The organism is Denitrobaculum tricleocarpae, from assembly GCF_007004665.1.
Classification (GTDB): domain Bacteria; phylum Pseudomonadota; class Alphaproteobacteria; order Kiloniellales; family Kiloniellaceae; genus Denitrobaculum; species Denitrobaculum tricleocarpae.
Genome location: NZ_ML660053.1, coordinates 77,016 through 100,166 on the forward strand (window position 1 = coordinate 77,016; position 23,151 = coordinate 100,166).

A 23,151-nucleotide genomic window follows, 5' to 3' on the forward strand; every position below is an offset into this window, starting at 1 on the left:
CGATACTAGAGCGGATTATGATCGGCCGGAACCGTTTTATGGTTTCGCCGGAACCTGTGCATATGATCCGGCTTTTCGAGTCAGAGCGAGATTCACCCGCATGACAGATCGCCTCTGGCGGTCTTGTCTAAGCTGGATCTGCTCGCGTGATCTGAATTTGGCTCAGCATGAAAGCCCGCTTTGGCTTGCAAAGAGGGGGGTGTTTTCGGCAACATGCCGCGCCACCGGTCTTGGGCGATTTAATCTCCGGCCGGCTGGATCTCTACAACAGCTTACGCGCGGTATCTTAAAAATGGACATTCAGCATCCTTACCTCATGTTTCTCGGTGATGCGCCGGACCGGCTTGCGGCCAAAACTGCCCAGGGCGTCGCGGATTGGCGCCCGGAATGGTGTCTCGGTCAGTTCCGTATGGAGGGATGCAACGCGGATCTCCAGTTGCCCGATATGACCATGGAGGAGGCCGCGGCGGCCGGTGTGAAGACGGTTATTGTCGGGGTTGCGAACCGTGGCGGAGTCATCTCCAAACCCTGGATCGCCGTTCTGGAACGCGCGCTTGAGCTGGGCATGGATGTCGCTGCCGGTCTTCACAATCGCCTCAGCGATGTAGCGGTTCTGCGGGAAGTCGCGGCGCATCACGGACGCACGCTCTTCGACGTTCGCCATCCTCAGGAAGACTATGCGGTGGCGTCAGGCAAAAAACGCTCGGGAAAACGGGTTCTCGCAGTCGGAACGGACTGTTCCGTCGGTAAGATGTACACGACCCTCGCGATGGAAAAGGAAATGCGCACCCGAGGCTGGAATGCGGATTTCCGGGCGACCGGCCAGACCGGGATTTTCATTGCCGGAAGCGGCGTATCTATTGACGCGGTGGTCGCCGATTTTATCTCCGGCGCGGTTGAAGCCATCAGCCCCGAGAATTCGGATGATCATTGGGATCTCATCGAAGGACAGGGCTCTCTCTTCCACGCCTCCTTCGCCGGGGTAAGCCTCGGTCTTCTGCACGGCGCTCAGGCCGATGCGCTGGTGCTCTGCCACGAGCCGACTCGCCCTCACATGCGCGGTCTGCCTGATTACAAATTGCCCAGCCTGGAAGACTGCATGTCAGCCAACCTCGCCGCGGCGCACTTGACCAACCCGGATGCCCGCTTTGTCGGAGTGGCGGTCAATACTTTCCACATGTCGCCTGAAGATGCCGGCAGCTACCTCCAGGAGGTCGAGAGCCGGCTCGGTCTTCCCGCCGTGGACCCCGTGCGCAACGGTGTCGGCCGCATTGTCGACCAGTTGAATTGAAGCCGTTGGGAGTCCTCGATCTGTGAGCCTGGGAAATATCCAACTTGAGGTCCGGCAAGAGAGCTGGCCCATCGCCGGCAAGTTCACCATCTCGCGCGGCAGCAAGACGACGGCGGAGGTTGTGGTTGTCGAATTGACAGCCGGCGGCAAGACCGGGCGCGGCGAGTGCGTGCCCTACGCCCGTTATGGCGAGACCATCGAGGGTGTGATCGGCCAGATCGAGAGCCAGCGTGATGCGCTGGCGGCTGGTCTCGACCGGATAGCCCTGCAGAAGGCTTTGCCGCCGGGAGCTGCGCGAAATGCGCTGGATTGCGCCTTTTGGGATCTGGAGGCCAAGAACAGTGGCAAACGGGTCTGGGAGCTTGCCGGCCTACCGGATCCGGCCCTTGTCAAGACGGTCTATACTCTCTCACTGGACACGGCCGAGAACATGGGGGCTGCCGCCAGCCGAAATGCCGATCGTCCGCTGCTTAAACTGAAGCTTGCGGGTCCGGAGGATCTGGATCGGGTTCGGGCGGTCCGCAAAGCGGCGCCCGGTGCGAAGATTGTCGTGGATGCCAACGAAGGCTGGACGCTGGAACAATACGTCGCCTTCGCGCCTGAATTGGCCGAAATAGGCGTATCCATGATCGAACAACCGCTTCCGGCAGGCGAAGACGCAGGTCTGGCGGAAGTTGAACGCCCCGTGCCGGTCTGTGCGGACGAGTCCTGCCACGACGCCTCGACGCTCGCAGGACTGATCGACCGTTATGACATGATCAATATCAAACTAGACAAGACCGGTGGCCTGACCGAGGCCCTGCGCCTGAAGCAGGCGGCCGAGACGGCGGGTGTGGAGATTATGGTCGGTTGCATGATCGCGACATCTCTCTCAATGGCGCCGGCTATTTTAGTGGCGCAGAATGTGGCCATCGTCGACGTGGACGGTCCCTTACTGCTTGCGGAAGATCGCCCGGATGGTCTGTTTTTCGACGGCAGTCTGGTCTCGCCGTCCCAACCGTCGCTTTGGGGCTGACGAGCTTCCACCTGGTTCGGGCAGCTGGAAGCTCCAGAGGGGTATCATTCAGTGATCGGTGTTTTCGACTCCGGCGATGGCGGCCTGACGGTGCTCAAAGCTCTGGTTCGGCGCCTGCCGGAACAGGATTTTCTGTATTTGGGTGATCATGCCAGGGCGCCGATCGGCGGGCGGGATCCGGAAGACATCTATAACCTGACCGTTGCGAACATCGATTACCTCTTTTCGCAGGGATGCCGTCTGGTGCTGCTCGCCTGTAACACGGCGTCCGCTGTGGCCCTGCGGCGGCTCCAGCAGACTTGGTTGCCGCAGCGCGATACGGAGCTGGGGCAGCCTGGACGGCGGGTGTTGGGAGTGCTTGTGCCGATGGTCGAGGCCATCGCTAGGGTACCTTGGAACTCAGCAGGGCAGTCGATCGAGCAACAGGCGAACCCGACCCGATCCCGCGTTGCCATTTTCGCCACGCGCAGGACTGTGGAGACCGGCTCTTATCCTCTTGAGATCGGGCTTCGGGCGCCAAAGGTAGAGGTCGTTCAGCAGGCCTGTCCCGAGCTGGTTGCACGTATCGAAGCCGGTGCTTCCCGGGATGAACTTCGGGGAATGGTCGGGCGTTACGTGGAGGCCTTGTTGGCGCAAATGGAGGGCCGCATACCCGATACGGCGGTTTTGGGCTGCACGCATTATCCGCTAGTTGCGCCCGCTTTTGCAGGCGCTTTGCCCCAGGGTGTCGAGCTGCTTGACCAACCCGGTCTGGTGGCTGAGAGCCTGGCGGACTATCTCTCGCGCCATCCTGCATTTGATAAAAAGGGCGGAGCGCAGCACGCGGGACCGCCAGTCCGCCGATTTATCACGACTGGTTCGGCGGAGTATGCCAGTGAGAAGGCAAGCCTCTTCTTCGGCGCGCCTGTCACATTTGAACACTGCGCGTTCTAAGCCAGACCTTACTCAGAAAGTGGGAGGTTAGCGCCGCCGGCGTCTTTTCGATCTGACCCGCAAAAGACGTTCGCGCGGATAGGCGGCCACTTCGGAGAGGAGGTTGAGCAGGCTGGGCATGGAGGCTTTGCGCCCTGTGCCTTCGTAATGCTCGACCAGATTTCCCGCTGCAACCGCAGGATCGTGATCCGGCGCAAGGCTGAGAAGCCAGGCGAAAACGAGCTGTTCGTCCGATGCTTTCATTCGCCTGTCCCCAGCCGTCATTGCGGCTGCAATAACGAGGGAAGGGTCGTCAAATTTCAGGTTAGCCGTGCGTGTGCGGCCATGAAGGCCCGAGATCTCTGCCATACAATCCTCCCCGGCACACCCCGTCCGGTCAATGGTTGTTACAGGTGTTGGCAGGTCTCCTGGCTCACGGATCCTAGCGTCTCGCCGACCTTCCCAGATGAATTCCAGTGGTCTTAACCTGGCGAACGCTCTCCGCTTACAGTTGCGGGGGCAGCTTCGGATTGGTTTTCTCAGGTTTCAGAGAGAAAACAACACCGAATTCCCGTTTTAATCCCCAGCGAAGGGGAACCAACACAGCGAGCTTCCAGATTACGCTGCATTGCACAAATGTCAATCAATCATGCTTTTCGAAGCAGGTTGAGACGGCTGGGTGAGGCGAAGCGGTAGGCGCCCTCTTCAAATTCTGCGGCGGATTCAAAGGCGATACGCAGATTGTCACCCTGCGCCTCGATGGCCGGACGGCGGCTTTCATCCACCGCGATCATTTCATTCCGGCAGGCTTCGAAGCTTTCGTAACTCAGGGGCGCTTCGTAGCTCAGCTCCCTGTGTTCGCAGACCCCGGATGTGTTGGCTGCGTTCAGGAGCGCTTCGTAGGCGCTGGCTCGAACATCGGTTTCGTCCTCGATCGGGCGCATCATTTCGAAAAAGGCGCCTTCCGCCAGGGGTTCCAGGACATAAATCTCACCACCGGACCGCAGAACCCGCAGCGCTTCGCGCAGGGCCGTTGCCTGGTGCTCGACCGGTACATGATGCAGCGAGTTGAAGAAGACGACCGCGTCGAATATCCCGGCCTCGAAGGGTAGATCCTCTGCCACACCGGATATGTAGTCTTCGTCACCGGCGCCATCGGCGTCGCGGGCGCGCGCGAGTTGCTTCTCCGATGTGTCCAGACCGGTGACACGCGCACCCTCCCGCGTCATGAAGCGGACCAGTCCGCCGCTGCCGCAGCCGACATCAAGCACCCGCTGTTCCTTGAGAGGAAGGGTGCCGCGCATCACGGCCGTGTGTTTTCGGGGCGCATGTTTCATAGGACGTCCATTCTTATCGGTCGCAGGGTCTGATCGAATGATCGCCGTGCGGACCTGCTGCCGTTCCGGAATAAGGTTTTAAAGTTGCCCGGCTCTTGCTGTAAAGCTGGGGTTGGTTGCCGGTTGCGCAAGACTTCGCCGCAGGCAATCTGGATGGAACCAGAAGGAACAGAACCGGCATGACGAGCGAAAACGAACTTCCTTCTGATGGTGACACTGGCCTGGACGGCTGGATAGGGCGCAGTCAGACGCAAGATGACGTGATTGATGGCGCGCGTGCGCGCCGGCTACAGGCCACCTTGGACGATCCTTTCCCGCCATTGGAGCCGGGAGATGCCCTGCCGCCGCTCTGGCACTGGGCATATTTTTGGGAGCAGACCAGGAACTCTGAGCTCGGTCCGGACGGACTGGCGATCGGTGCCGGTATGCTTCCGCCCGTGGATCTGCCCCGGATCATGTGGGCCGGAAGCCGCATTTCCTTTCCGGCTGAGTTGCGGATCGGTGCAGAAGCAACCCGGCGTTCCACAATTCTCAAAATTTCGGAAAAGCAGGGACGGTCAGGGCGCCTTTGCTTTGTCACGCTGCGGCACGAAGTGTTTCAGAAGGATCAGCTTTGCGTCGACGAGGAAATGGACGTGGTCTATCGGGAGGCTGCCAAAAGGGATGACGCGCTGCCTGAAGGCGGAACAGCACCTCAAGAAGCGGACTGGAGCCGGAAGCTAACACCGGATCCTGTGCTGCTGTTCCGCTATTCCGCGTTGACCTGGAACAGTCATCGCATCCACTACGACCGGGACTATGTCATGGGTCAGGAGGGCTATCCGGGCCTTGTCGTGCATGGTCCGCTGCTGGCAACGCTGATGCTGGACCAAGTTCGGCGTCTGATGCCTGCCGCCAGGGTCACAGACTTTACCTTTGCCGCGCGACGTCCGGTCTTCGATACCTCTGCTTTCACAGTGGCCGGGGCACGTGAAGGAAGTGCCGCCGCGGTCTGGGTTGCCGATTCTGCCGGCATGCTTGCAATGGAGGGATCGGCCGGCTTCGAAGTCTGAAACCGGCAAAAAAAACGATGGATGCGCAGGGGAGCGCAACCATCGGCAAGTTCAGGGAGGATCTGGGTAAAATGCTTTGGTGAATATCGGCCTTGGCAATAGTCACCAGCGGATCTGCGGCGAAGTTTCTCGCCGCGCGCTGTAGACGGCAGCTATAGGGTCATTGCACCTTCAAAATAGCCTTTGCTTCGGTCAGTTTGACCACGCAGTTTTCTTTGTTGCCTGCCGCCGCGTCTTCCGCGGCTTCGTTGCGGAGCTCTTGCACCCTCAAGAGCTCTTCCGTTTCGACGGCCGGGCTCGCGGCCAGAGCCGAGTCGACGATGGCTAAGTCGTCTTCACACTGTCCGGCCACTGCACCTCCAAGAGGTGCGAGTGAGAGGATCAGTGCCAGGCGCAGGGCTTTCATGACTTCACTCCGTCAGGCTTTAACTGACGTCACACTGCCCCAAACCCGGCCTGGATTGTTGTGCGATTATCGTGATGGAAAACAGTCAAATCCCGGCTGCGAATGTGGCTGAAACTTGGCGGTTTCGTGTCGTGGTTTTTGCGGTGTAGGCGGTCCACGGGAGCCGCCTGCGCTGCGCGGATTTAAGCTGGTCGGCGAAAGCCCACCGCGTTCAACAGCTTAGCCTCAAGGCAATCCCTTGACGCAGGACCCGAGAGTCATAAGGCGGCGACTGCGGCGCAAAGGCGTTTGATCTCCTGATCGGTATTGTAATAGTGGACGCTGGCGCGAAGGATATCGCTCAGACCGCGCCGTTCCATATCGATCCGGGTTGATTTTACAGTTGAGTTGGAGACATTGATGTCCTGTTTTCGCAGCGCCGCGCAAACATCAGGGGCTTCCAGCCCATCCTTTGTGAAGGTTACGATTCCGCATTTGCTTGCGCCGATGTCAGTGGTCGTAACGCCGGGAATTTCCTCGAGCGCGGTGCGCAGAGAGCCTGCCAGGGAGATCACACGTTCCTCGATGGCATCGAGACCCCAGGAGAGAGCGTAGTCCACAGCCGCGCCCAACCCGAGCACGGCGGCATAGTTGAACTCCCAGTTTTCAAAGCGCCGCGCGTCCGGACGCAGTTCAAAGCGGTCCCGGGCGGTCCAGACCGCCGCATGATTATCCAGCATCGGGGGCTCGATCGTCTCAAGCAGGGCTTTGCGGACGTATAGAAATCCGCTGCCCCGGGGGCCGCGCAGATATTTCCGGCCGGTGGCCGAGAGGAAATCGCAGCCGATCGCTTCCACATCCAAGGCGATCTGACCCGGTGACTGACAGGCGTCCAGCAGATAGAGGATGCCGTGGTTCCGCGCAATCCTGCCGACTTCGGCCGCCGGATTCACCAGTCCGCCATTGGTCGGCACATGCGTGATGGCGATCAGCTTGACCTTACCGTCAATCATCCGCTCCAAGGCTTCGATGTCGAGTTGCCCGCTGCCGTCACTCGGCACCACGTCGATCACTGCGCCCCTGTCACGAGCGACCTTCAGGTAGTTGATGTAGTTGCTCGAATACTCCGCCTCAGTGGTCAGGATGCGGTCGCCTGCCTTTAGATCAACCGCATAAAAAGCGAGACACCAGCCCACGGTGGCGTTTTCCACCAGGGCAATTTCTGCGGAACTGCAGTTCAGAAGCCGCGCGATAGAGGTGTAACACGCGGCGACGCGGTCACGCGCCACCTCTGCCGCCTCGTAACCGCCAATCCGCGCTTCCAGCTGCAGGTGCTCGATTTGGGCATCGATCACCGCCTGGGGCATGAGGGCCGCGCCCGCGTTGTTGAAATGAATGACTTCACTGCATCCCGGGGTTTCAGAACGTGCGCGGCTGATATCCATTTTATGCTCGCTTACTGACTGCATTGGCTGGCAGCGGTAATGACATAAAACGCGGCGCCGTTACAGACCGATCTTGTTCAGCTGCCTGCGCTGCAGGGAAGGGCAGGGTTTTGCGGCGAACAGCCGCCTATTCATCGCCAGATGCCCGCGGACGAGGAAGCTGCGGAACCGGCGCTTTTTCCACCGGGTTCGCTTTGTCGGGCAGATAGAAGGCGCGCCGAGGCTTGCTGCCTCAGCCGTTTTTGGTGCTCGATTTGCTTCTTCCGGGCATCGCGCAGTCGCCTGTTTTCGGCGTGACGTTCAGCGCGCCAGGCTTTGAAGACCTTCAGGCGGTAAAGGCGGGCAAAGGAGATTGTTTTCGAATGGTAGTCACCGATCGCATGGGTCCAGGAGCCCGCGTTCCTGCGGAGTCGGCTCAGGAAGGAGGCAGCGTATGCCGTGTTGTGCTTTGGGTCAAAGGCCTGCTCCAGATTTTCAAAGGCGTCGGGGTGGTAGTGCAGATTGATCTGCATGCAGCCCACGTCGATGTTTTTGATTCCCCTGGCCTGCAGTTTCCGCACTTCGGCCAGCGCCGCCGTCTTGCTGGGCAGATATCGCCCTTTTCCCTCCGCCATGACCGTCCAGGGCCAGGCAAGATTTGCCTTGGTCTTGGGGTCCCAGTGGCCCGACTCGACTTTTGAGATTGCCGTCAGTAGATGCGGGGGTAACTGATGTCGCTGCTCTGCCGCGCGAATGTGCCTTGGACAGAGTGACCAGGCATCGTCGATTCGACCCGCGCCGGCGGCCTCTAGAGGGGCGGAATCCGTGATCCAAAGGGTCAGAACCAAAAGGACTGATCCGGCCAGCCCTGCGATATGTGACCGCAAGGGTCGGTCGCAGCGGTGGATTCGGTCTTCAGCTGGCCTGCTGCATAGCTGCTGTGCTTGGGTCACATGGCAATTCATCACGGTCACTCCTTGTCGTGACTCACGAGCAATCCGCATGCCAGAAATTTTCTTTCAAAAAACCGTGTCTGCGTGAACGGAAAAATCGCGTTTCAGAGGAGATTTATTCAATGCGTGCGCTGCAATGGAGACTCGGTCAGATCGTTAAGATTGATTAACCTTATTGGAAATATCGTAATAAAATTCAATGAGATGGAAAATTACCATTGCATTTTTCGCCCGGATTATCATATTGTGCAGTGCGGCATGGATCGAGGGCGCCCGCTCTTGATCCCCCGCACGCCCATAGGGCGTTTCCTCCCTAAACTTGGGCCGTGCAATTGCACGGCCTTTTTTTTTCGCCTGCTCGGTTCTGCGGCTTTGACCCCCGTTAATCGCGCGCTCTCGGTCAACAGATGACCTTATGTGGGCTTGTCCCCTCGCTCACCCGGCAAGCTCTCGTCCCCCTCGCCAATGGGGCGCTGCATCGTGACGCTGTCGACCCAGCGGCCGAATTTGAAGCCGATGGACTTGAGCAGTCCGGCGCGGGTGAAGCCGTGCTTTTCATGAAGACGGATAGAGGCGTGGTTGGCGCTGTCGCCGATGACCGCGATCAGCTGCCGGTAGCCGAGCTCCTCGCAGCGGCGGATCAATGCGGCCATTAAAGCTGAACCGACACCCTGTCCAACCGCTTCGGCGTCGACATAAACCGAATTCTCCAGGCAGAAGCGATAGGCCGGGCGGGGGCGGTAAGGGCCAGCATAGCTGTAACCGGTGATCTTACCGTCATTCTCCGCGACCAGGAATGGCAGGCCGCTTGCCTGGGTTGCTTCAAAGCGCCGGGTCATTTCAGCCAGATCAGGCGGGTTTTCCTCAAAGGAAGCCAGGCCGGTCAGGACGTGCCGGGCGTATATCTCCTGCACGCTTGGCAAGTCTTCCAACTTTGCGTCACGGACGACAGGCTGACGGGACGGTGCTTCGGACATTTTCGGCTTTCCGGAGGGATTGTGCTATTCGGCTGCAAGCACGGGGGTGAGCGAGCCTGGGTCAAGAGCGCCCAACCGCTGGATCAGGATTCGGATCTCAGCGGCCAGACGTTTCAGGCCGGGACCACGCTGCAGACTGGCCTCATCCATGTAGATGTCGCGCGAAATCTCAATCTGCAAAACGTGAACGCCATCGGCCGGGCGCCCATAGTGGGTGGTGATGAATCCCCCGGCATAGGGCTTGTTGAGGCCGACCTGATAGCCGCAGCTGCGGAGCAGGGCCGCTGCGGCTCCGGTTATGGCCGGGTCACAGCTCTCGCCATGGTGATCGCCCAGAACAAAATCGATTCGATTTGCATTCCCCGGACCGCCGGTGAGTGTTGAGAGCGAGGGCATGGAGTGGCAATCGATCATAATGCAGTAGCCGAATCGGGCCAGGGTCTGCTCGATCAAGTATCGCAGTGCGGCATGATAGGGATAGTAGCATTGCTGAATACGCTGCTCGACCTCGGCGAAGGTCAGCTTGCCTCGGTAGATGTCAACGCCGCTGGCGACCACGCGGGCGATCGTGCCCAGACCTGCCGCGATGCGTGGAGAGTGTGTGTTGACAAAGGCGGGTAAAGCCTCATCGAACATGGCCGGGTCGAGCTCATAGGGCTCGCGGTTCACGTCCACATAAGCGCGGGGAAAATCTGCAGCAACAAGCGGCGCGCCGCACTCCGGCGCAGCGCTGAAGAGTTCGTCGACGAAGCTGTCTTCCGAACGGCGCAAAGTGGTGGGGTCCAGGCGCGACTTCGCAATAAAGTCGGTCGGGTAGTCGCAGCCGCTGTGCGGCGACGAGAAGACCAGAGGGAGTGTTTGCGTCTTGGGTGCCAGGATTCTATGCCGGCGCGCGACGTTCAAGTCATCCGAACGTGGGAGGAAGGTGTCTGATCTTGTACGTCGAACCAATTTTCAGCCTGTGTATTGACGCCCGATTTTTATCAGTGTGGCCTGTCTGAACTTAAACTTTCTTAAGCAAAGGATTGCCAAGAAAGCCCTGTCCATGCTTATTCAGGCTCACCGGATAGCTTTGCGTTCCGGCCGTATGTTAAAGACTACTTAGCAGATATGACATAGGTTACGCTGACGTTGGTCTGTTGGTATGCTCACATCTTGAGGTGCCGCTTCAGCTTAACCCCGAGTTAACCACGTTCTGGCGGCTTCCGCCTAGGGCGACAAGAGATGGCGAACGACGCAGGGCACGATGGCGCAGATTTTATTGGCAGAAGACGACGACTCCATGCGGGACTTTTTGGCGAAGGCTCTTCGGCGCGCCGGGCACGAGGTTGAGGCGGTCGGCGACGGTCTTGATGCCATGGAAAGCCTCACTCAATCGCCTGTCGATCTTTTGCTGGCAGACGTCGTCATGCCGGGACTCGATGGAATTGAGCTCGCGCGGCGCGCTGCTCAGGAACAACCTGGCATCAAGGTTATGTTCATTACGGGCTTTGCGGCGGTAGCTCTCAAGAATCGGGATCAGGCTCCCAAGGGCGCGCGTGTTTTGTCGAAGCCGTTCCATCTTCGCGAACTGGTCGACCAGATTGACGTCATGCTGAGTGCCTGAGCGCCCTCTGTCCCGGTTTTTTTGTCTCTCTCCTCCGAATACCAGCAGCTTTCGAATCGCGCCCGGAGAAACGCGCGCGGTTTCTCTCGACGGGGACAAAACGAGAGGATTCTCGTATCTCTTGCTGTGCATGGCCTGGATTGACTTGGGTGATAAATCGACTTGGTCGATTACGTCTGATTTGATCCGATCTAGGGCTTGCAAAAGCATTCTGAGGATGGTACTTCGCCGCCCATCAACGTTGCATAGCGGCGTTAGATCTTCAGAGGCGGCCCGATTTGGCGGGTCGAGGCGACGGATTGATCCGCGCCAGTCCTCGAAAAGGGCGTATAGCTCAGCGGGAGAGCGCCTCGTTGACATCGAGGAGGTCCCTGGTTCAATCCCAGGTACGCCCACCATTATCCCGAAATCTTGTCGTTAGCGTCGAACCGAGTTGGTCGGCGCGGCGGCGGAAACTCCTCTCTATCAAGCGGTCCGGATTTCCCCGCCGACTGTGCGTGCACAAGTAGATGTGTCTTGATGCTGGAAGTAAAGGGCGCACGGCTGGAGTGCTTGTTTTTCAACAAGACTTAACTGCGCAACTCTGCCTTTAGTTGTAACTCTAATGATTAGTGTGCGGCTGCAGAAACATACCGGCTTTTCAACCAGGAATTAACAACGTTTTTACTATATCCGCGTAAGTTAACCTTATTGCGAAGCCGGGGGAATGAGCGCTCGGCTTGATTCGGGTATTTTAATGGTCGCTTCCGCCAGTCAATCTCCTAAGGCGAAAATTACGCTGTTCGCGCGGATAAAGGCGTGGTGGGAAGGCTATGAGCTGGCCGTCGTCCAGAAAGCCAAGGCGCCCACCGTCGCAAAGGAGCACGACGTCCGGGCCGATGAGCACGTTTGGGAATCCTCGCGGGTCCAACTGGTTCAAGACGTGTGGGGCGAGGGGTTTTCTTCCCCCGGTGACGCCGATTACATCATTGAGATGCTTAAGCCCTTCGCTTTGACGCCTGCCATGAGCGTTCTGGAGCTTGGCTCCGGCCTTGGCGGCGCAAGCCGGGTCATGGCAGAGCACTTCGGAGTGTGGGTAACGGCGTTTGAGGCCGACCGCGTGTTTGCCGAGGCGGGCATGGAACTCTCCACCATGGCCGGTCTGGCGAAGAAAGCGCCGATCGCCACCTTTGACCCGGAAAACTTCGAATACAAAGAGATGTCCTGCGACTGCATCTACTCGAAGGAAAGCTTCTTTACGGTCAAAAAGAAGACCGAGCTTCTGGGCGTTATTGGTGATGCCTTGAAGGATCGCGGGCAGTTTCTTTTCACTGATTTCGTGAAGGCCGAGCAGGTCAAGGACCCCAAGGCGTTGAAAGCCTGGGCCGAAGCGGAGCCCGTCACACCTCACCTCTGGAGTGTCAAGGACTACGATACCGCGCTTTCGCGACAGAAGATCGAGATTCGGATTACCGAGGATATCACCGACAACTTTCGCGTGCTCGTGATGAAAGGCTGGGCCGATTATCTGGCCTCCGCTTCTCAGGAGGGTGTGAGCGAACAGATGGCGGCGACTGTGGTGACCGAGGCGGAATTGTGGGCCAGGCGCGTCAAGGCCTTCGAGAGCGGCGACTTGCGGGTTTGCCGGATCTATGGCCTTAAGAAACAGGGTAATCTGCTTTCTGATTGGTAGAATACAAAGAGATTCTGGCTTTATTGCATTCACAGTAACTCCAGTGGTTGACAGAGCGGGGGGCGTTCCGTACTTTCCCGGCGCTTTCCGGTGGCCCGAAACCACGGGCTCAATATGCCGAGGACAGGATTATGAAAGTCGTTAATTCGTTGAAGACCGCAAAACTGCGGGAAAAGGGTTGCCGCGTTGTGCGCCGCCGTGGACGCGTCTACGTGATCAACAAAAAGAACCCGCGCTTTAAAGCTCGCCAGGGCTAAGGTCTTCTTAAGGCTGGCTGCTGTCTGCACCGGCCTTCTATCTTCCAGCAAAGCCGCGCTCTTATCAGAGCGCGGCTTTGCTTTGTGCTGCGCGGGTGACGGCGGCCGTGAGCCGTTTGTGCGCGACTCCCTCTCACATATCGCCTGAAATGCGGCCGCTTGAATCCGAGCTTGGGATTGACCCTCAGCTGGCCAGGTACCATATTCAGATAAATTGGTATTACCAATTTAGGCGAACCGGTTTTTGAGTGCGCCGTTGCAGAATTCGGCTAGCATTCGAAAAGGCCCGTCGAATGGGTGCCAAACGATCAGCCGTGAAGGGCTGGCAAAGGCTTTCAAAGCTGTGGTTCCCTCCGGGGTTTGAACGCATCATCTCGCTACAGATACCGCGCGAAGACCGGGACAGGCAGCAGAAATAAAGTGTGAACTGGGGAGGAGACCGTTGCCATGCTGATGCCCGATCCTGATCAGGCGATGATTTCGCGCAAGCGGGAACTCGTCACGAAGCTTCGTGAAATCGTGCCCGGCGAGGGTGTCATCGCGGATGAAGACGAGCTGAGGGTCTACGAGAGCGATGGCCTTACGGCCTATAAACAGCCACCACTGATTGCTGTTTTGCCCGAGACAACGGAACAAGTCAGCCAAGTCCTGAAATTCTGCCACGAAGAGGGTATCAAGGTCGTGCCGCGCGGCGCAGGAACCTCGTTGTCAGGGGGCGCCCTTCCTCTGGCGGACGGCATCATTCTGGGCCTTGGAAAGTTCAATCAGATTCTTGAGGTCGATTTCGATAACCGCTGTGCGGTGGTCCAGCCGGGGGTCACCAACCTTGGCATTACCAAGGCGGTTGAAGACGAGGGTTTCTATTACGCACCAGATCCTTCCAGTCAGATTGCCTGTACAATCGGAGGGAACGTCGCTGAAAATTCAGGCGGCGTCCATTGCCTCAAATACGGGTTGACCACGAACAATCTGCTCGGCCTGGAGATGGTGCTGATCGATGGTACGGTCCTGCGGATTGGTGGAAAACACTTAGATTCCGAGGGGTATGATCTTCTGGGTCTGATGACCGGGTCCGAGGGTTTGCTGGGCGTGGTCACGGAAGTCACCGTTCGTCTGCTCAAGAAACCTGAAACGGCGCGGGCGCTCCTCCTCGGTTTTTCCAGCAGCGAAGCGGCGGGCGAACTGGTCGCTGCGATTATTGCTGCGGGAATTGTTCCGGGCGGTATGGAAATGATGGACCGGCCGGCCATCCACGCCGCGGAAGACTTTGTTCATGCGGGCTATCCTCTGGACGTCGAAGCCTTGCTGATCGTCGAGCTCGATGGTCCCAAGGCTGAGGTGGATCATCTGATCGAGACAGTTTCCGGGCTGGCCGACGCGAAAGGGGCGGTAACCAAGCGGGTCAGCGAATCGGAAGAGGAACGTATGCGGTTTTGGGCCGGGCGCAAGGCGGCCTTTCCGGCGGTTGGGCGGATTTCGCCCGATTACTACTGCATGGACGGCACCATCCCAAGGAACCAGCTACCGCATGTTCTGCGCCGGATGCGCGAGATGAGCGAGCACTATCAACTCGGCGTGGCCAACGTCTTTCACGCGGGAGACGGCAACCTGCATCCCCTCATTCTCTATGACGCCAACAAAGAGGGGGAGTTGCAGAAAGCCGAGGACTTCGGATCTGACATTCTGCGCCTCTGTGTCGAGGTCGGCGGCGTGCTGACCGGCGAACATGGCGTCGGGGTCGAGAAGCGCGATCTCATGCCCGATATGTTCTCCGACATTGATCTCAAACAGCAGCAGCGCGTCAAATGCGCATTCGATCCCGATGCGTTGCTCAATCCCGGCAAAGTCTTTCCTCAGCTTCATCGCTGCGCCGAACTGGGGCGCATGCATATCTCTCGCGGACAGCTCCCTTTCCCAGAATTGCCGAGGTTCTGAGGGATGGGCGATAGATTTAAACCCGACTCGATCGAGCAGGTCGGCGAGATCGTCAGTTGGGCTGCCGCAGAGAATACACCGATTGAAGTTCTGGGGCGGGGGAGTAAAGCCGTGCTGGGACGTCCCACTCAGACCGAGTACAGTCTGGATCTCTCGGCCCTGACCGGCATCACGCTCTATGAACCCGATGAACTGGTCCTCTCCGCGAAAGCAGGGACACCGATGGCGGAAATCGAAGCGGCCCTGGCTGAGCAAAACCAATATCTCGCTTTCGAACCTGCCGACTACGGTCCGCTTCTGAGTGGCTTGGCCCGGGAAAGGGGACCGTCCGGCAGCTTGGGTGGGGTTGTATCCTGCAATCTGGCCGGCCCTCGGCGTATTAAATCCGGCGCGGCACGGGATCATTTCCTTGGATTAAAGGGTATTTCCGGGCGAGGGGAAATCTTTCAGGCCGGCGGTCGGGTTGTGAAGAATGTCACTGGATATGATCTGATGAAACTTCATGCGGGCGCTTACGGAACTCTGTCCGCGTTGACGGATGTCACCGTAAAAGTCCTGCCGGCGCCGGAAAAGACGCGCAGCGTCCTCCTCTTCGGACTGGACGATGCGCAGGCAGTGATTGCCATGACGCAAGCCATGGGGTCCTCGCATGAGGTCTCGGCGGCGGCACACCTGCCCGCAGCAGTCGCGCAGGACTTCGGGTCCAGTCACTTCCCCGATGCGCAGTCCGTGACGGCGATCCGTGTCGAGGGGCCCGGGCCGTCGGTCAAGCACCGCTGCGCCGCCTTGCGCAAGGAGCTCTCCGGTCAGGCTGAGACGGAGGAGCTGCACAGTCATAACTCCCTGTCGCTTTGGGCCTTTATCCGGGATGTAATTCCATTCGCTCTTACCGACCAGGATCTCTCGATCGAGCGTGACGCAGTCTGGCGGATATCGCTACCGCCTGCACGCGGGGCGGACTACATCACGTGTCTGAAAACGTCTCTGGGCGAGCATGCCGCAAGCGTGAAGTACTTCTTCGACTGGAGTGGAGGCCTGATCTGGTTGGCGCTGCCGGAACAAGACGAGGCCCGGCATGAAGCGGTGCGCAATGCGCTTGCCCCGTTCGGAGGGCACGCGACTCTCATCCGGGCGTCCGCCGATCTGCGCAACCGGATCGCGGTCTTCCAGCCACTCGATCTGGGCATTGCCGCGCTCAGCAGCCGGGTGAAAAAGAGCTTCGATCCGCACGGCATCATGAACCCGGGCCGCATGTATGCCGGGGTTTGAGATTCGGGGCGCAAACACTTTCTTTACTTCACTTGATCCGGGCTGACGGCCTGTAGCGAAATAGGAACGGAACGCTAAGTGCAAACGAACTTTACTCTGGCTCAATTGGCCGACTCAGGCGTCGCCGAGTCGGAGAAAATTCTGCGCAACTGCGTGCATTGCGGCTTCTGTACCGCCACGTGTCCGACTTACACCCTGCTGGGGGATGAGCTGGATTCGCCCCGCGGGCGGATTTATCTGATCAAGGACATGCTGGAGAACGACCGCCCGGCTTCGGCGAAGGTTGCAAAGCATATCGATCGCTGCCTCTCCTGCCTCTCCTGCATGACGACCTGCCCTTCGGGCGTTCACTACATGCATCTAGTCGACCATGCCCGTAAGCACATCGAGGAGACATACAGGCGGCCCTTGGGCGAGCGCTTGCTGCGCTCGATGCTGGCAACAACCCTGCCGTCACCAACGCTCTTTCGGCTCAGTTTGATCGGCGCCTGGTTTGCAAAACCTTTTGCGGCTTTATTGCCCGGACGGCTTAAGGGCCTGGTCAAGGCTGCGCCGACGTCAATTCCCGCGCGCAGTTCGGTTGACCACCCACAGATCTTTCCCGCAGAGGGCACCCGCCGGGCCCGTGTCGCACTGCTGTCCGGCTGTGCCCAGCCGGTTCTTGATCCACAGATCAACGAGGCGACCATCCGCCTGCTGACCCGGCATGGGGTCGAGGTTGTGGTGGCGAAGGGAGCCGGTTGTTGCGGATCTCTCACCCTGCATATGGGACGCGAGGCCCAGGCGCTTGTCGCCGCGCGCGCCAACGTGGAAGCCTGGATGCGAGAGATTGACGGTGAGGGGCTGGATGCGATTGTGATCAATGCATCCGGCTGCGGGACGACGGTAAAGGACTACGGCTTCATGCTACGGGACGATCCGGACTGGCGCGCGGCCGCAGAGACAATAGCCGGTCTGGCGAAAGATATCTCCGAGGTCATGCTCGATCTGGGACTGCAGACACCTGAGCGCCAACCCAAGGCGAGGGTCGCCTACCACGCCGCCTGTTCCATGCAGCACGGGCAGAAGGTTGTGGAGCAGCCGAAGTCGCTGCTGAAAACCGCGGGATTCGAAGTCACCGCGATCGGCGAATCCCATCTCTGCTGCGGCTGGGCGGGAACTTACAACGTGATGCAGCCGGAAATTTCTCAAAAACTCAAGGAACGCAAGATCGGCAATATCGAGCGCAGCAAACCCGACATTATCGCCGCCGGCAATCTCGGCTGTATCACACACATTGGTGGCGGCACCGATATCCCTATCCTGCACACCGTTCAGCTCCTTGATTGGGCAACGGGTGGGCCTTTGCCCAAAGCGCTCGAGGGGCATGAAACGCTCCTCCACTAGGTCTTCCAGTTGCTCGATCGGCTGTTTGCCGGCAGGGACTAGAGCAGATCCGGTTTAGATGGAATCGCCTTCGGCGATCCGTCGTACCGGTGAATCTGCTCTTATTATATGATGTAGAGCGGGTTCACATGTTTTAGCGAAAACACGGAGTGTTTCCGTTAAAACATGACGCGCTCTACGTCCCGGACAGTCCCTCGAGCGCTAACCGCTGCGTCTCGACGGCACGGTTCCAGATATCGGACTTCCAGTCGTCGGCGTCCTGGTAAAAGGCGTCGCGGATCTGCCGCTTGATCCCACGACCCTTTGCTGAATTCAGGTCCCCGTAAAGATGCAGCCAGTTGTCGGCCCGCAGGGCCTGATTGACTTCTTGCGAAGACTGAGTCCCGTACTCCAGGGCAATCACCGTCAGATCCGCGTGCTTCAAATTGTCTTCCATACCGAAGACGTTGACGCCATGTAGTTCGACTGACGAGGAGGTTCCAAGGTAGGGCGAGGTGATGTCGTCCTTGTACCAGTCCGTTGCTCGCCTGAGATCCTGACTTTCGGGCTTGTGACAGCAGATCCGTTCGCCGTGTCCCCTGGGGCCAAGGCCCGTGTGGTAGTCGACGACAGCGACTTTTTGAGCGTTCGAGAGCTTATCCGTAAAGATCTTCATCAGCGTTTCGTGAGACCAGGTGATCTGATTCCCGCCAAAAAAGAGTCCGTCCGCATGGCTATACTGACCGCCGGAGATTGCCGCTTGGAGAGCCTTTTCCCCATGGTTGTCCGCGTAGCTGCGCAGGGTTTTGTAGGTCTCGGCAATGGTTGCATCGTCCCATGTGGGCGGGCAGATGACATCCGCCAGTTCATCATAGGCGCTGTTTTGCGGATAGCTGCCGCCGTGGTCGACGAAATTCCGGTTGAGATCGATGTTGTCTTCCGTCACCCGGCGCAACCAGGCAAAGCCGTGCGGGTTTATCGCGTGGATCTGCATGAGCGCCAGGCCTTCGGGCAGATCGCGGTAGAGTCCGCTTTCTAACCATCCGGTCTGGACGCCGGAGCCGCAAAAACCCTCCGCGCCGTGAGTCGCGGAAATGGTCACCAGCACGCGTTCGGCATCCTGGTCGCCGTGCCAGGCGACGTCTGTGGTCAGCGTCTCGCCGTCTGGTCCTTTGCTTGGGCACTGGTATGACGAGAGGGTGGCGTCGGCCTGGCTACTGGCTTCAATGAAGCGTTCTCGAGCCTGCCCATAATCCTTCGAAAAGTAACCGCTGACGCTCATCTGTTAAAACCCTCATACATTTGTGATCACTTTTTTCTGCGTAACGCTTTGGTTTATCGATCGCATGGGTCATAATTAACAGCGTGAAAACACTATCGGCAACTGCGATTCTTCGAATATTTCTTCCCCTAATAGTTTTATTGGGTGCGCCTGCCTGGGCGGATCAGCGGGATTCCCGGCTGGATGATCTCTTTGACAAGCTCAAGAACGTCGAATCGATCAGCGACGCCAAGGGTGTAGAATTTGTTATCTGGAACATTTGGGTTCAATCCGGTGACAACGCTATCGATCTGCTGATGCGCGACGGCGTCGATTCCATGGGACGTCAGGACTACAAGCGGGCGCTGCGTTCCTTCGATCAGATTGTTACGATTGCTCCGGATTTTGCGGAGGGCTGGAACAAGCGCGCGACACTCTACTATCTCATGGGACAGTACGAGCAGTCACTGGCCGACATTGAGAAGACACTCGCCCTTGAGCCCCGGCATTTTGGCGCGCTTGCCGGGCGTGGCCTGATCTATATTGAACTGGAAGATGACGCGCAGGCGCTGGAAGCTTTTGAGGATGCGCTCGTTATCAATCCTTTCCTGCCTGCGGCACGGCACAATGCCGAAGTCCTGCGGCAGCGCCTCGAGGATCGCGCCATCTAGGTCGAAGAATCTTGTGCCTTGAGTCGGGCCCGACCCCTTTGTCCTCACTATTGCAAGCCAAGCCCATCGTCGCTTTGCATGACGTACGTGCCCCTGACCGGCGCTTTATCAGAAGAAACCCCAGGCGCGGCCGGACATAGCTGCTATGCGGAACGAGGGCTGTGCGCTCCGCCATGCCAGGGATAGTATCTCGCCCGTGAAAAATGGGGGTGACCGCTGAAATGGCGGCGTGTCGGGAAGCTTAATGTCAAAAAAAGAGACGCGTTTGGGGGCTGCTTACGCGCTGGGTGCCTTTATTCTCTGGGGGATCAACCCGCTCTATTTCAAGGCAGTTGACACAATCCCGGTTTTTGAAGTTTTAGCCCACCGTGTTCTCTGGTCGGTCGTCTTTTTGGCAGTGCTGCTGACCGTCGCGCGGCGCTGGCGTCCGCTGAGGCAGGCGCTGCGCGACCGAAAAACACTCTACATGCTGTTGCTGAGCACTCTGTTCATCTCGATAAACTGGTTCTTTTTTATCTGGGCGGTTGCGGCAGAGCGGGTGCTGGAAACCAGCCTGGGCTACTACATCAATCCGCTGGTGAATGTCGTACTCGGCATGTTTTTCCTGCGCGAGCGCCTGAGCAGGTGGCAGGGCATTGCCGTTGGGCTAGCGGCCATAGGTGTTTTGAATCTTGCGTTGCAAAGTGGCAGCGTGCCTTGGGTTTCACTCCTCCTTGCATTTACCTTTGGATTCTACGGGCTGGTTCGCAAGACGATTAAAGTCGAATCGGTGGATGGTCTGTTTGCCGAGACTGCAATGGTCCTGCCTTTGGCACTTGGGTACATCCTATACCTGTCCATGAACGGGCAGGGGAGCCTGGGCAGGGTTGATCTCCAAACAGACCTACTGCTTGTGATGGCCGGAATTGTTACCGCCATGCCGCTGATCTGGTTTACGTCAGGTGCGCGCCGGCTGAACTATTCGACGATCGGGCTGTTTCAGTATCTCGCTCCGACCTGCCAGTTTGGATTGGCTATCCTGGTGTTTGGCGAGACTTTTACCTGGGCACATGTTGTGACCTTCAGCTGTATCTGGATGGCCCTGGTTATCTACTCTGCCCAGTCCTGGCTGCTGGCCCGGCGCAGACTGTCCTCGCCAGCCTAACGCCGGCCAGCATATGGGGATTCGAGCATCTCAAGCTCTCCTGCAGGGAGTTACGCTTACTGCTGGTTTGCCGAGCCCGCTTCCTGAGCGAGTGTGTCTTTGTAACCACTGACCGGCAGATATCGGTCGCTTCTTTCAAGTTCCGCGAAACGCAGTGCATTTGGATGCACACCGTCAGCCGTGGTCGAGTCCCGGCGACGATGAAAGAGATGCAGCACGGGCGAGGTATAGTCGCCGTCTTTCCGCTGCACACCCGTGCGGATCAATCGCAGTACGAAGTCCGAGTCTTCCAGCCCGTGACCGTGATAGCTGATGTCGAAACCGTCTGCCGCGACGAAGTCTTTGCGCCAAAGGCCCAGGTTACAGGTCTGGACCTTTTCCCAGGCCTTTGGGCGCCGCTTGCGCTTCTCCTCCGATACCGGCAAGGGCAGGAACTGAAAAGGGCGGTTGCAGCGTCCGGTCAGGGCGAGCAGGAACCACAACATCTTCGGCCAGCGGTAGATCTTCGAAGACTTGCGGAAAATCCGCTCCGTCGGTCCGGATCTGATGTAACAGCGCCGTCCCGCAACGAACCATCCTTCTTCAGCCAGCGCGAGATGGCTGTCGACAAAGTCGGGCAAAAGGCAGCAGTCGCCATCGATGAATATCAGGTATTTCCCGCTGGCAAGCTTGGCGGCACCGTTGCGGCTGCGGCTTGGCCGGTAGCCTTCATCTGCCTGCCAGAAGTGTTTGACGGGCAGACTGCTGCTCTCCCGAAAGCGCTCGACGAGATCTCTCGTTTCCTGGCGGGAGCCATCGTCCGCGATCACGATCTCAAAATCGCGGTTCGTCTGAAGGCGCAGCGACTCGAGGACCATCGCCAGTGCTTCAGGCCAGTTATAAGTTGTTACGATAACCGATGCTGCGGGTGATTCTGTGATTGCCCTCATCCTCGAAAAATCCGGCCTTTGAGCGCGTTAGCATGCATTCACGAAACCACTGTGCCGTTCCGGTCAAGCATAACCCGCTGTGGCCAGTATTGGTGCCGAGAGGTGAATTACCTCAAGGCTTCAGGGACTGCAATGGGCACCTCAACAATCTGTGCCTTACGTGTAGTTCTAGAGCATATTCCGTATGATCGGAATATGCTCTAACTCTCAGCTTGATCTGATCTAGCCGACCCAGGCAATACGCAGGACGTTCGTCGCGCCCGGCGTTCCGAAGGGAACGCCCGCGGTGATGACCAGCTTGTTGCCGGTCACCGCAAACTCCTCGTGAACGGCAATCCGGCAGGCCTTTTCGACCATCTCCTGGAAATTGTGGACGTCCGAAGTATGGACGCAATGCGCCCCCCAGGTGACCGCCAGCCGGCGTGCGGTATGAATATTCTCAGTGAGAACAAGGATCGGAACATCGGGCCGTTCCCGCGCCGCCCGCTTGGCGGTTGAGCCAGAAGTCGTGTAGCTGACGATGGCTGCTGCCGAAATCGTGTTGGCGACCTGGGCTGCCGCGACCGAGATTGCATCGGGCGCCGTTGCCTCGGGCTCCGGAGTCAGAGCGTGGATCACCTTCTTGTAGGAGGGGTCCGCTTCAGTGCGCTCGATGATCCGCCCCATCATCCCGACGGCTTCAAGCGGATAGTCGCCTGCCGCCGATTCCGCGGACAGCATTACCGCGTCGGCGCCATCGTAGACTGCCGTAGCCACGTCCGAGGCCTCCGCCCGCGTCGGCGCAGGCGCATGGACCATCGAATCGAGCATCTGTGTCGCGACCACGACCGGCTTGCCCGCCAATCGGCAGGTTTGGATAATCTGCTTCTGCCGGCTGGGGACCTCCTCAGGCGGCATCTCGACGCCCAGGTCTCCGCGCGCCACCATGATTGCATCTGAAAGCTCAACCAGTTCAGACAGGGCTTCGACAGCAGCCGGCTTTTCGATCTTTGACATAATGGCGGCGCGGCCGGCGATCAGACGGCGTGCTTCCGCAACGTCTTCAGGGCGCTGAACGAAGGACAGCCCAACATAGTCGACACCAAGATCAAGCCCGAAACGCAGGTCCTTGCGGTCTTTCTCCGTGAGCGGTGAGATCGGGAGTATGACGCCCGGGACGTTCACGCCTTTCCGGTCCGAGAGACTGCCACCGGTCTCGACGACTGTCTCGGCAAAATCCTTACCGCATTCGGTGACGCGAAGCCTGAGTTTACCGTCGTCCAGCAGAAGATCCGTGCCCACCTCCAAAGCCGCGAAGACCTCCGGGTGGGGCAGGGGCGCACGGGTCGAGTCACCTGGCGCATCATCAAGATCGATCCGAAACGGGCGACCGGCTACGAGCGTGGCAGCGCCGTCTTTCATTTTGCCGACCCGCAGCTTCGGGCCTTGCAAATCCATGAGAATCCCGATGGGGCGGTCGGTTGCCTTCTCCAGATCCCGGATGATTTTGACATTTCGCTGATGGTCTGCGTGTGAACCATGGCTGAAATTTAAACGGAACACATCCGCCCCTGCCTCGAACAGGGAGCGGATCATCTCGGGGCTCGAACTGCTTGGTCCGAGCGTCGCAAGAATCTTGGCTTTTCTTTGTCTTCTCATGGCGCAGAGAATAACTTTATTTCGGGGATGCGAAAGTTAAATATAGATTATTGCGCGC

Annotated in this window: 22 protein-coding genes, 1 tRNA gene and 1 riboswitch; of the genes, 13 read left to right on the forward strand and 10 right to left on the reverse strand. The window is 58.6% G+C overall.

The window, feature by feature from the left end:
• The first annotated feature begins 292 nt into the window (after positions 1 to 292).
• The 3 genes from dgcN to FKG95_RS05180 are packed head-to-tail and all read left to right on the forward strand — an operon-like array spanning position 293 to position 3,239.
• Positions 293 to 1,291, forward strand: a complete 999-nt coding sequence (gene dgcN, locus FKG95_RS05170) for an N-acetyltransferase DgcN (RefSeq protein ID WP_142895275.1) — start codon at positions 293 to 295, stop codon at positions 1,289 to 1,291.
• 22 nt (positions 1,292 to 1,313) lie between these two features.
• A complete protein-coding gene (gene dgcA, locus FKG95_RS05175; protein ID WP_342779197.1) occupies positions 1,314 to 2,306 on the forward strand; it encodes an N-acetyl-D-Glu racemase DgcA in 993 nt (330 codons plus the stop codon).
• A gap of 51 nt (positions 2,307 to 2,357) precedes the next feature.
• Entirely contained in the window at positions 2,358 to 3,239 is an 882-nt protein-coding gene (locus FKG95_RS05180; RefSeq protein ID WP_142895276.1) for a glutamate racemase, read from the forward strand.
• A gap of 27 nt (positions 3,240 to 3,266) precedes the next feature.
• Here FKG95_RS05180 and FKG95_RS05185 read toward each other — a convergent pair whose 3' ends face one another.
• Together FKG95_RS05185 and FKG95_RS05190 are read right to left on the reverse strand one after the other, a co-directional pair.
• Positions 3,267 to 3,587, reverse strand: coding sequence for a hypothetical protein (locus FKG95_RS05185; protein WP_142895277.1), 321 nt, complete (start codon positions 3,585 to 3,587; stop codon positions 3,267 to 3,269).
• A 32-nt stretch (positions 3,588 to 3,619) separates the two neighbouring features.
• A riboswitch (cobalamin riboswitch) is annotated at positions 3,620 to 3,835 on the reverse strand.
• 30 nt (positions 3,836 to 3,865) lie between these two features.
• The gene (locus FKG95_RS05190; protein ID WP_142895278.1) at positions 3,866 to 4,555 is read right to left on the reverse strand and encodes a class I SAM-dependent methyltransferase; all 690 of its coding nucleotides are present in this window, start codon (positions 4,553 to 4,555) and stop codon (positions 3,866 to 3,868) included.
• A gap of 179 nt (positions 4,556 to 4,734) precedes the next feature.
• Here FKG95_RS05190 and FKG95_RS05195 point away from each other — a divergent pair, with 179 nt between their 5' ends.
• A complete protein-coding gene (locus FKG95_RS05195; RefSeq protein WP_142895279.1) occupies positions 4,735 to 5,607 on the forward strand; it encodes an HTD2 family dehydratase in 873 nt (290 codons plus the stop codon).
• 160 nt (positions 5,608 to 5,767) lie between these two features.
• Here the strand turns inward: FKG95_RS05195 and FKG95_RS05200 are convergent, their stop codons facing one another.
• From FKG95_RS05200 to FKG95_RS05220, 5 genes are all read right to left on the reverse strand, one after another.
• A complete protein-coding gene (locus FKG95_RS05200; protein ID WP_142895280.1) occupies positions 5,768 to 6,013 on the reverse strand; it encodes a hypothetical protein in 246 nt (81 codons plus the stop codon).
• Between the two features lie 257 nt (positions 6,014 to 6,270).
• On the reverse strand, positions 6,271 to 7,437 hold the full coding sequence (locus tag FKG95_RS05205; RefSeq protein WP_218940076.1) for an aminotransferase class V-fold PLP-dependent enzyme: 1,167 nt from the start codon (positions 7,435 to 7,437) through the stop codon (positions 6,271 to 6,273).
• Positions 7,438 to 7,568: 131 nt separating this feature from the next.
• Positions 7,569 to 8,264: a transglycosylase SLT domain-containing protein gene (locus FKG95_RS05210; protein WP_179953938.1), complete on the reverse strand. Its 696-nt coding sequence runs from the start codon at positions 8,262 to 8,264 to the stop codon at positions 7,569 to 7,571.
• Positions 8,265 to 8,782: 518 nt separating this feature from the next.
• Positions 8,783 to 9,346 carry a GNAT family N-acetyltransferase gene (locus tag FKG95_RS05215; RefSeq protein WP_142895283.1) on the reverse strand — a complete coding sequence of 188 codons (564 nt, stop codon included), beginning with the start codon at positions 9,344 to 9,346 and terminating at the stop codon, positions 8,783 to 8,785.
• A 24-nt stretch (positions 9,347 to 9,370) separates the two neighbouring features.
• Positions 9,371 to 10,249 (reverse strand): N-formylglutamate amidohydrolase, encoded by an 879-nt coding sequence (locus FKG95_RS05220; protein ID WP_246116693.1) that lies wholly within the window; start codon positions 10,247 to 10,249, stop codon positions 9,371 to 9,373.
• A gap of 343 nt (positions 10,250 to 10,592) precedes the next feature.
• Between FKG95_RS05220 and cpdR the strand changes: the two genes are divergently transcribed.
• The 7 genes from cpdR to glcF all read left to right on the forward strand — a co-directional run bounded on the left by cpdR (position 10,593) and on the right by glcF (position 17,471).
• Positions 10,593 to 10,952, forward strand: a complete 360-nt coding sequence (gene cpdR, locus FKG95_RS05225; protein WP_142895285.1) for a cell cycle two-component system response regulator CpdR — start codon at positions 10,593 to 10,595, stop codon at positions 10,950 to 10,952.
• 323 nt (positions 10,953 to 11,275) lie between these two features.
• A tRNA-Val gene (locus FKG95_RS05230) sits at positions 11,276 to 11,350 on the forward strand.
• 308 nt (positions 11,351 to 11,658) lie between these two features.
• Positions 11,659 to 12,624 carry an SAM-dependent methyltransferase gene (locus tag FKG95_RS05235; protein WP_142895286.1) on the forward strand — a complete coding sequence of 322 codons (966 nt, stop codon included), beginning with the start codon at positions 11,659 to 11,661 and terminating at the stop codon, positions 12,622 to 12,624.
• Between the two features lie 131 nt (positions 12,625 to 12,755).
• The gene (gene ykgO, locus FKG95_RS05240; protein WP_142895287.1) at positions 12,756 to 12,881 is read left to right on the forward strand and encodes a type B 50S ribosomal protein L36; all 126 of its coding nucleotides are present in this window, start codon (positions 12,756 to 12,758) and stop codon (positions 12,879 to 12,881) included.
• Between the two features lie 447 nt (positions 12,882 to 13,328).
• Positions 13,329 to 14,816 carry an FAD-linked oxidase C-terminal domain-containing protein gene (locus tag FKG95_RS05245; RefSeq protein WP_142895288.1) on the forward strand — a complete coding sequence of 496 codons (1,488 nt, stop codon included), beginning with the start codon at positions 13,329 to 13,331 and terminating at the stop codon, positions 14,814 to 14,816.
• A gap of 3 nt (positions 14,817 to 14,819) precedes the next feature.
• Positions 14,820 to 16,085 (forward strand): FAD-binding protein, encoded by a 1,266-nt coding sequence (locus FKG95_RS05250; RefSeq protein ID WP_142895289.1) that lies wholly within the window; start codon positions 14,820 to 14,822, stop codon positions 16,083 to 16,085.
• Positions 16,086 to 16,163: 78 nt separating this feature from the next.
• Entirely contained in the window at positions 16,164 to 17,471 is a 1,308-nt protein-coding gene (glcF, locus tag FKG95_RS05255) for a glycolate oxidase subunit GlcF (protein WP_142895290.1), read from the forward strand.
• 175 nt (positions 17,472 to 17,646) lie between these two features.
• Here glcF and FKG95_RS05260 read toward each other — a convergent pair whose 3' ends face one another.
• On the reverse strand, positions 17,647 to 18,732 hold the full coding sequence (locus tag FKG95_RS05260) for a M14 family metallopeptidase (protein ID WP_142895291.1): 1,086 nt from the start codon (positions 18,730 to 18,732) through the stop codon (positions 17,647 to 17,649).
• A gap of 140 nt (positions 18,733 to 18,872) precedes the next feature.
• Between FKG95_RS05260 and FKG95_RS05265 the strand changes: the two genes are divergently transcribed.
• Both FKG95_RS05265 and rarD read left to right on the forward strand, forming a co-directional pair.
• Positions 18,873 to 19,382: a tetratricopeptide repeat protein gene (locus FKG95_RS05265; protein ID WP_142895292.1), complete on the forward strand. Its 510-nt coding sequence runs from the start codon at positions 18,873 to 18,875 to the stop codon at positions 19,380 to 19,382.
• 244 nt (positions 19,383 to 19,626) lie between these two features.
• A complete protein-coding gene (gene rarD / locus FKG95_RS05270; protein ID WP_142895293.1) occupies positions 19,627 to 20,526 on the forward strand; it encodes an EamA family transporter RarD in 900 nt (299 codons plus the stop codon).
• Positions 20,527 to 20,582: 56 nt separating this feature from the next.
• Here rarD and FKG95_RS05275 read toward each other — a convergent pair whose 3' ends face one another.
• Positions 20,583 to 21,455: a glycosyltransferase family 2 protein gene (locus FKG95_RS05275; RefSeq protein WP_142895294.1), complete on the reverse strand. Its 873-nt coding sequence runs from the start codon at positions 21,453 to 21,455 to the stop codon at positions 20,583 to 20,585.
• 222 nt (positions 21,456 to 21,677) lie between these two features.
• Positions 21,678 to 23,093 carry a pyruvate kinase gene (pyk, locus tag FKG95_RS05280; RefSeq protein ID WP_142895295.1) on the reverse strand — a complete coding sequence of 472 codons (1,416 nt, stop codon included), beginning with the start codon at positions 23,091 to 23,093 and terminating at the stop codon, positions 21,678 to 21,680.
• Positions 23,094 to 23,151 lie beyond the last annotated feature (58 nt).

Coding starts and splice junctions, on each gene's coding strand:
- dgcN (WP_142895275.1), top strand. CDS start 293: ATGGACATTCAGCATCCTTACCTCATGTTTCTCGGTGATGCGCCGGAC.
- FKG95_RS05185 (WP_142895277.1), bottom strand. CDS start 3,587: ATGGCAGAGATCTCGGGCCTTCATGGCCGCACACGCACGGCTAACCTG.
- FKG95_RS05190 (WP_142895278.1), bottom strand. CDS start 4,555: ATGAAACATGCGCCCCGAAAACACACGGCCGTGATGCGCGGCACCCTT.
- FKG95_RS05195 (WP_142895279.1), top strand. CDS start 4,735: ATGACGAGCGAAAACGAACTTCCTTCTGATGGTGACACTGGCCTGGAC.
- FKG95_RS05200 (WP_142895280.1), bottom strand. CDS start 6,013: ATGAAAGCCCTGCGCCTGGCACTGATCCTCTCACTCGCACCTCTTGGA.
- FKG95_RS05205 (WP_218940076.1), bottom strand. CDS start 7,437: ATGGATATCAGCCGCGCACGTTCTGAAACCCCGGGATGCAGTGAAGTC.
- FKG95_RS05215 (WP_142895283.1), bottom strand. CDS start 9,346: ATGTCCGAAGCACCGTCCCGTCAGCCTGTCGTCCGTGACGCAAAGTTG.
- cpdR (WP_142895285.1), top strand. CDS start 10,593: ATGGCGCAGATTTTATTGGCAGAAGACGACGACTCCATGCGGGACTTT.
- FKG95_RS05235 (WP_142895286.1), top strand. CDS start 11,659: ATGAGCGCTCGGCTTGATTCGGGTATTTTAATGGTCGCTTCCGCCAGT.
- ykgO (WP_142895287.1), top strand. CDS start 12,756: ATGAAAGTCGTTAATTCGTTGAAGACCGCAAAACTGCGGGAAAAGGGT.
- FKG95_RS05245 (WP_142895288.1), top strand. CDS start 13,329: ATGCTGATGCCCGATCCTGATCAGGCGATGATTTCGCGCAAGCGGGAA.
- FKG95_RS05250 (WP_142895289.1), top strand. CDS start 14,820: ATGGGCGATAGATTTAAACCCGACTCGATCGAGCAGGTCGGCGAGATC.
- FKG95_RS05260 (WP_142895291.1), bottom strand. CDS start 18,732: ATGAGCGTCAGCGGTTACTTTTCGAAGGATTATGGGCAGGCTCGAGAA.
- rarD (WP_142895293.1), top strand. CDS start 19,627: ATGTCAAAAAAAGAGACGCGTTTGGGGGCTGCTTACGCGCTGGGTGCC.
- FKG95_RS05275 (WP_142895294.1), bottom strand. CDS start 21,455: ATGAGGGCAATCACAGAATCACCCGCAGCATCGGTTATCGTAACAACT.
- pyk (WP_142895295.1), bottom strand. CDS start 23,093: ATGAGAAGACAAAGAAAAGCCAAGATTCTTGCGACGCTCGGACCAAGC.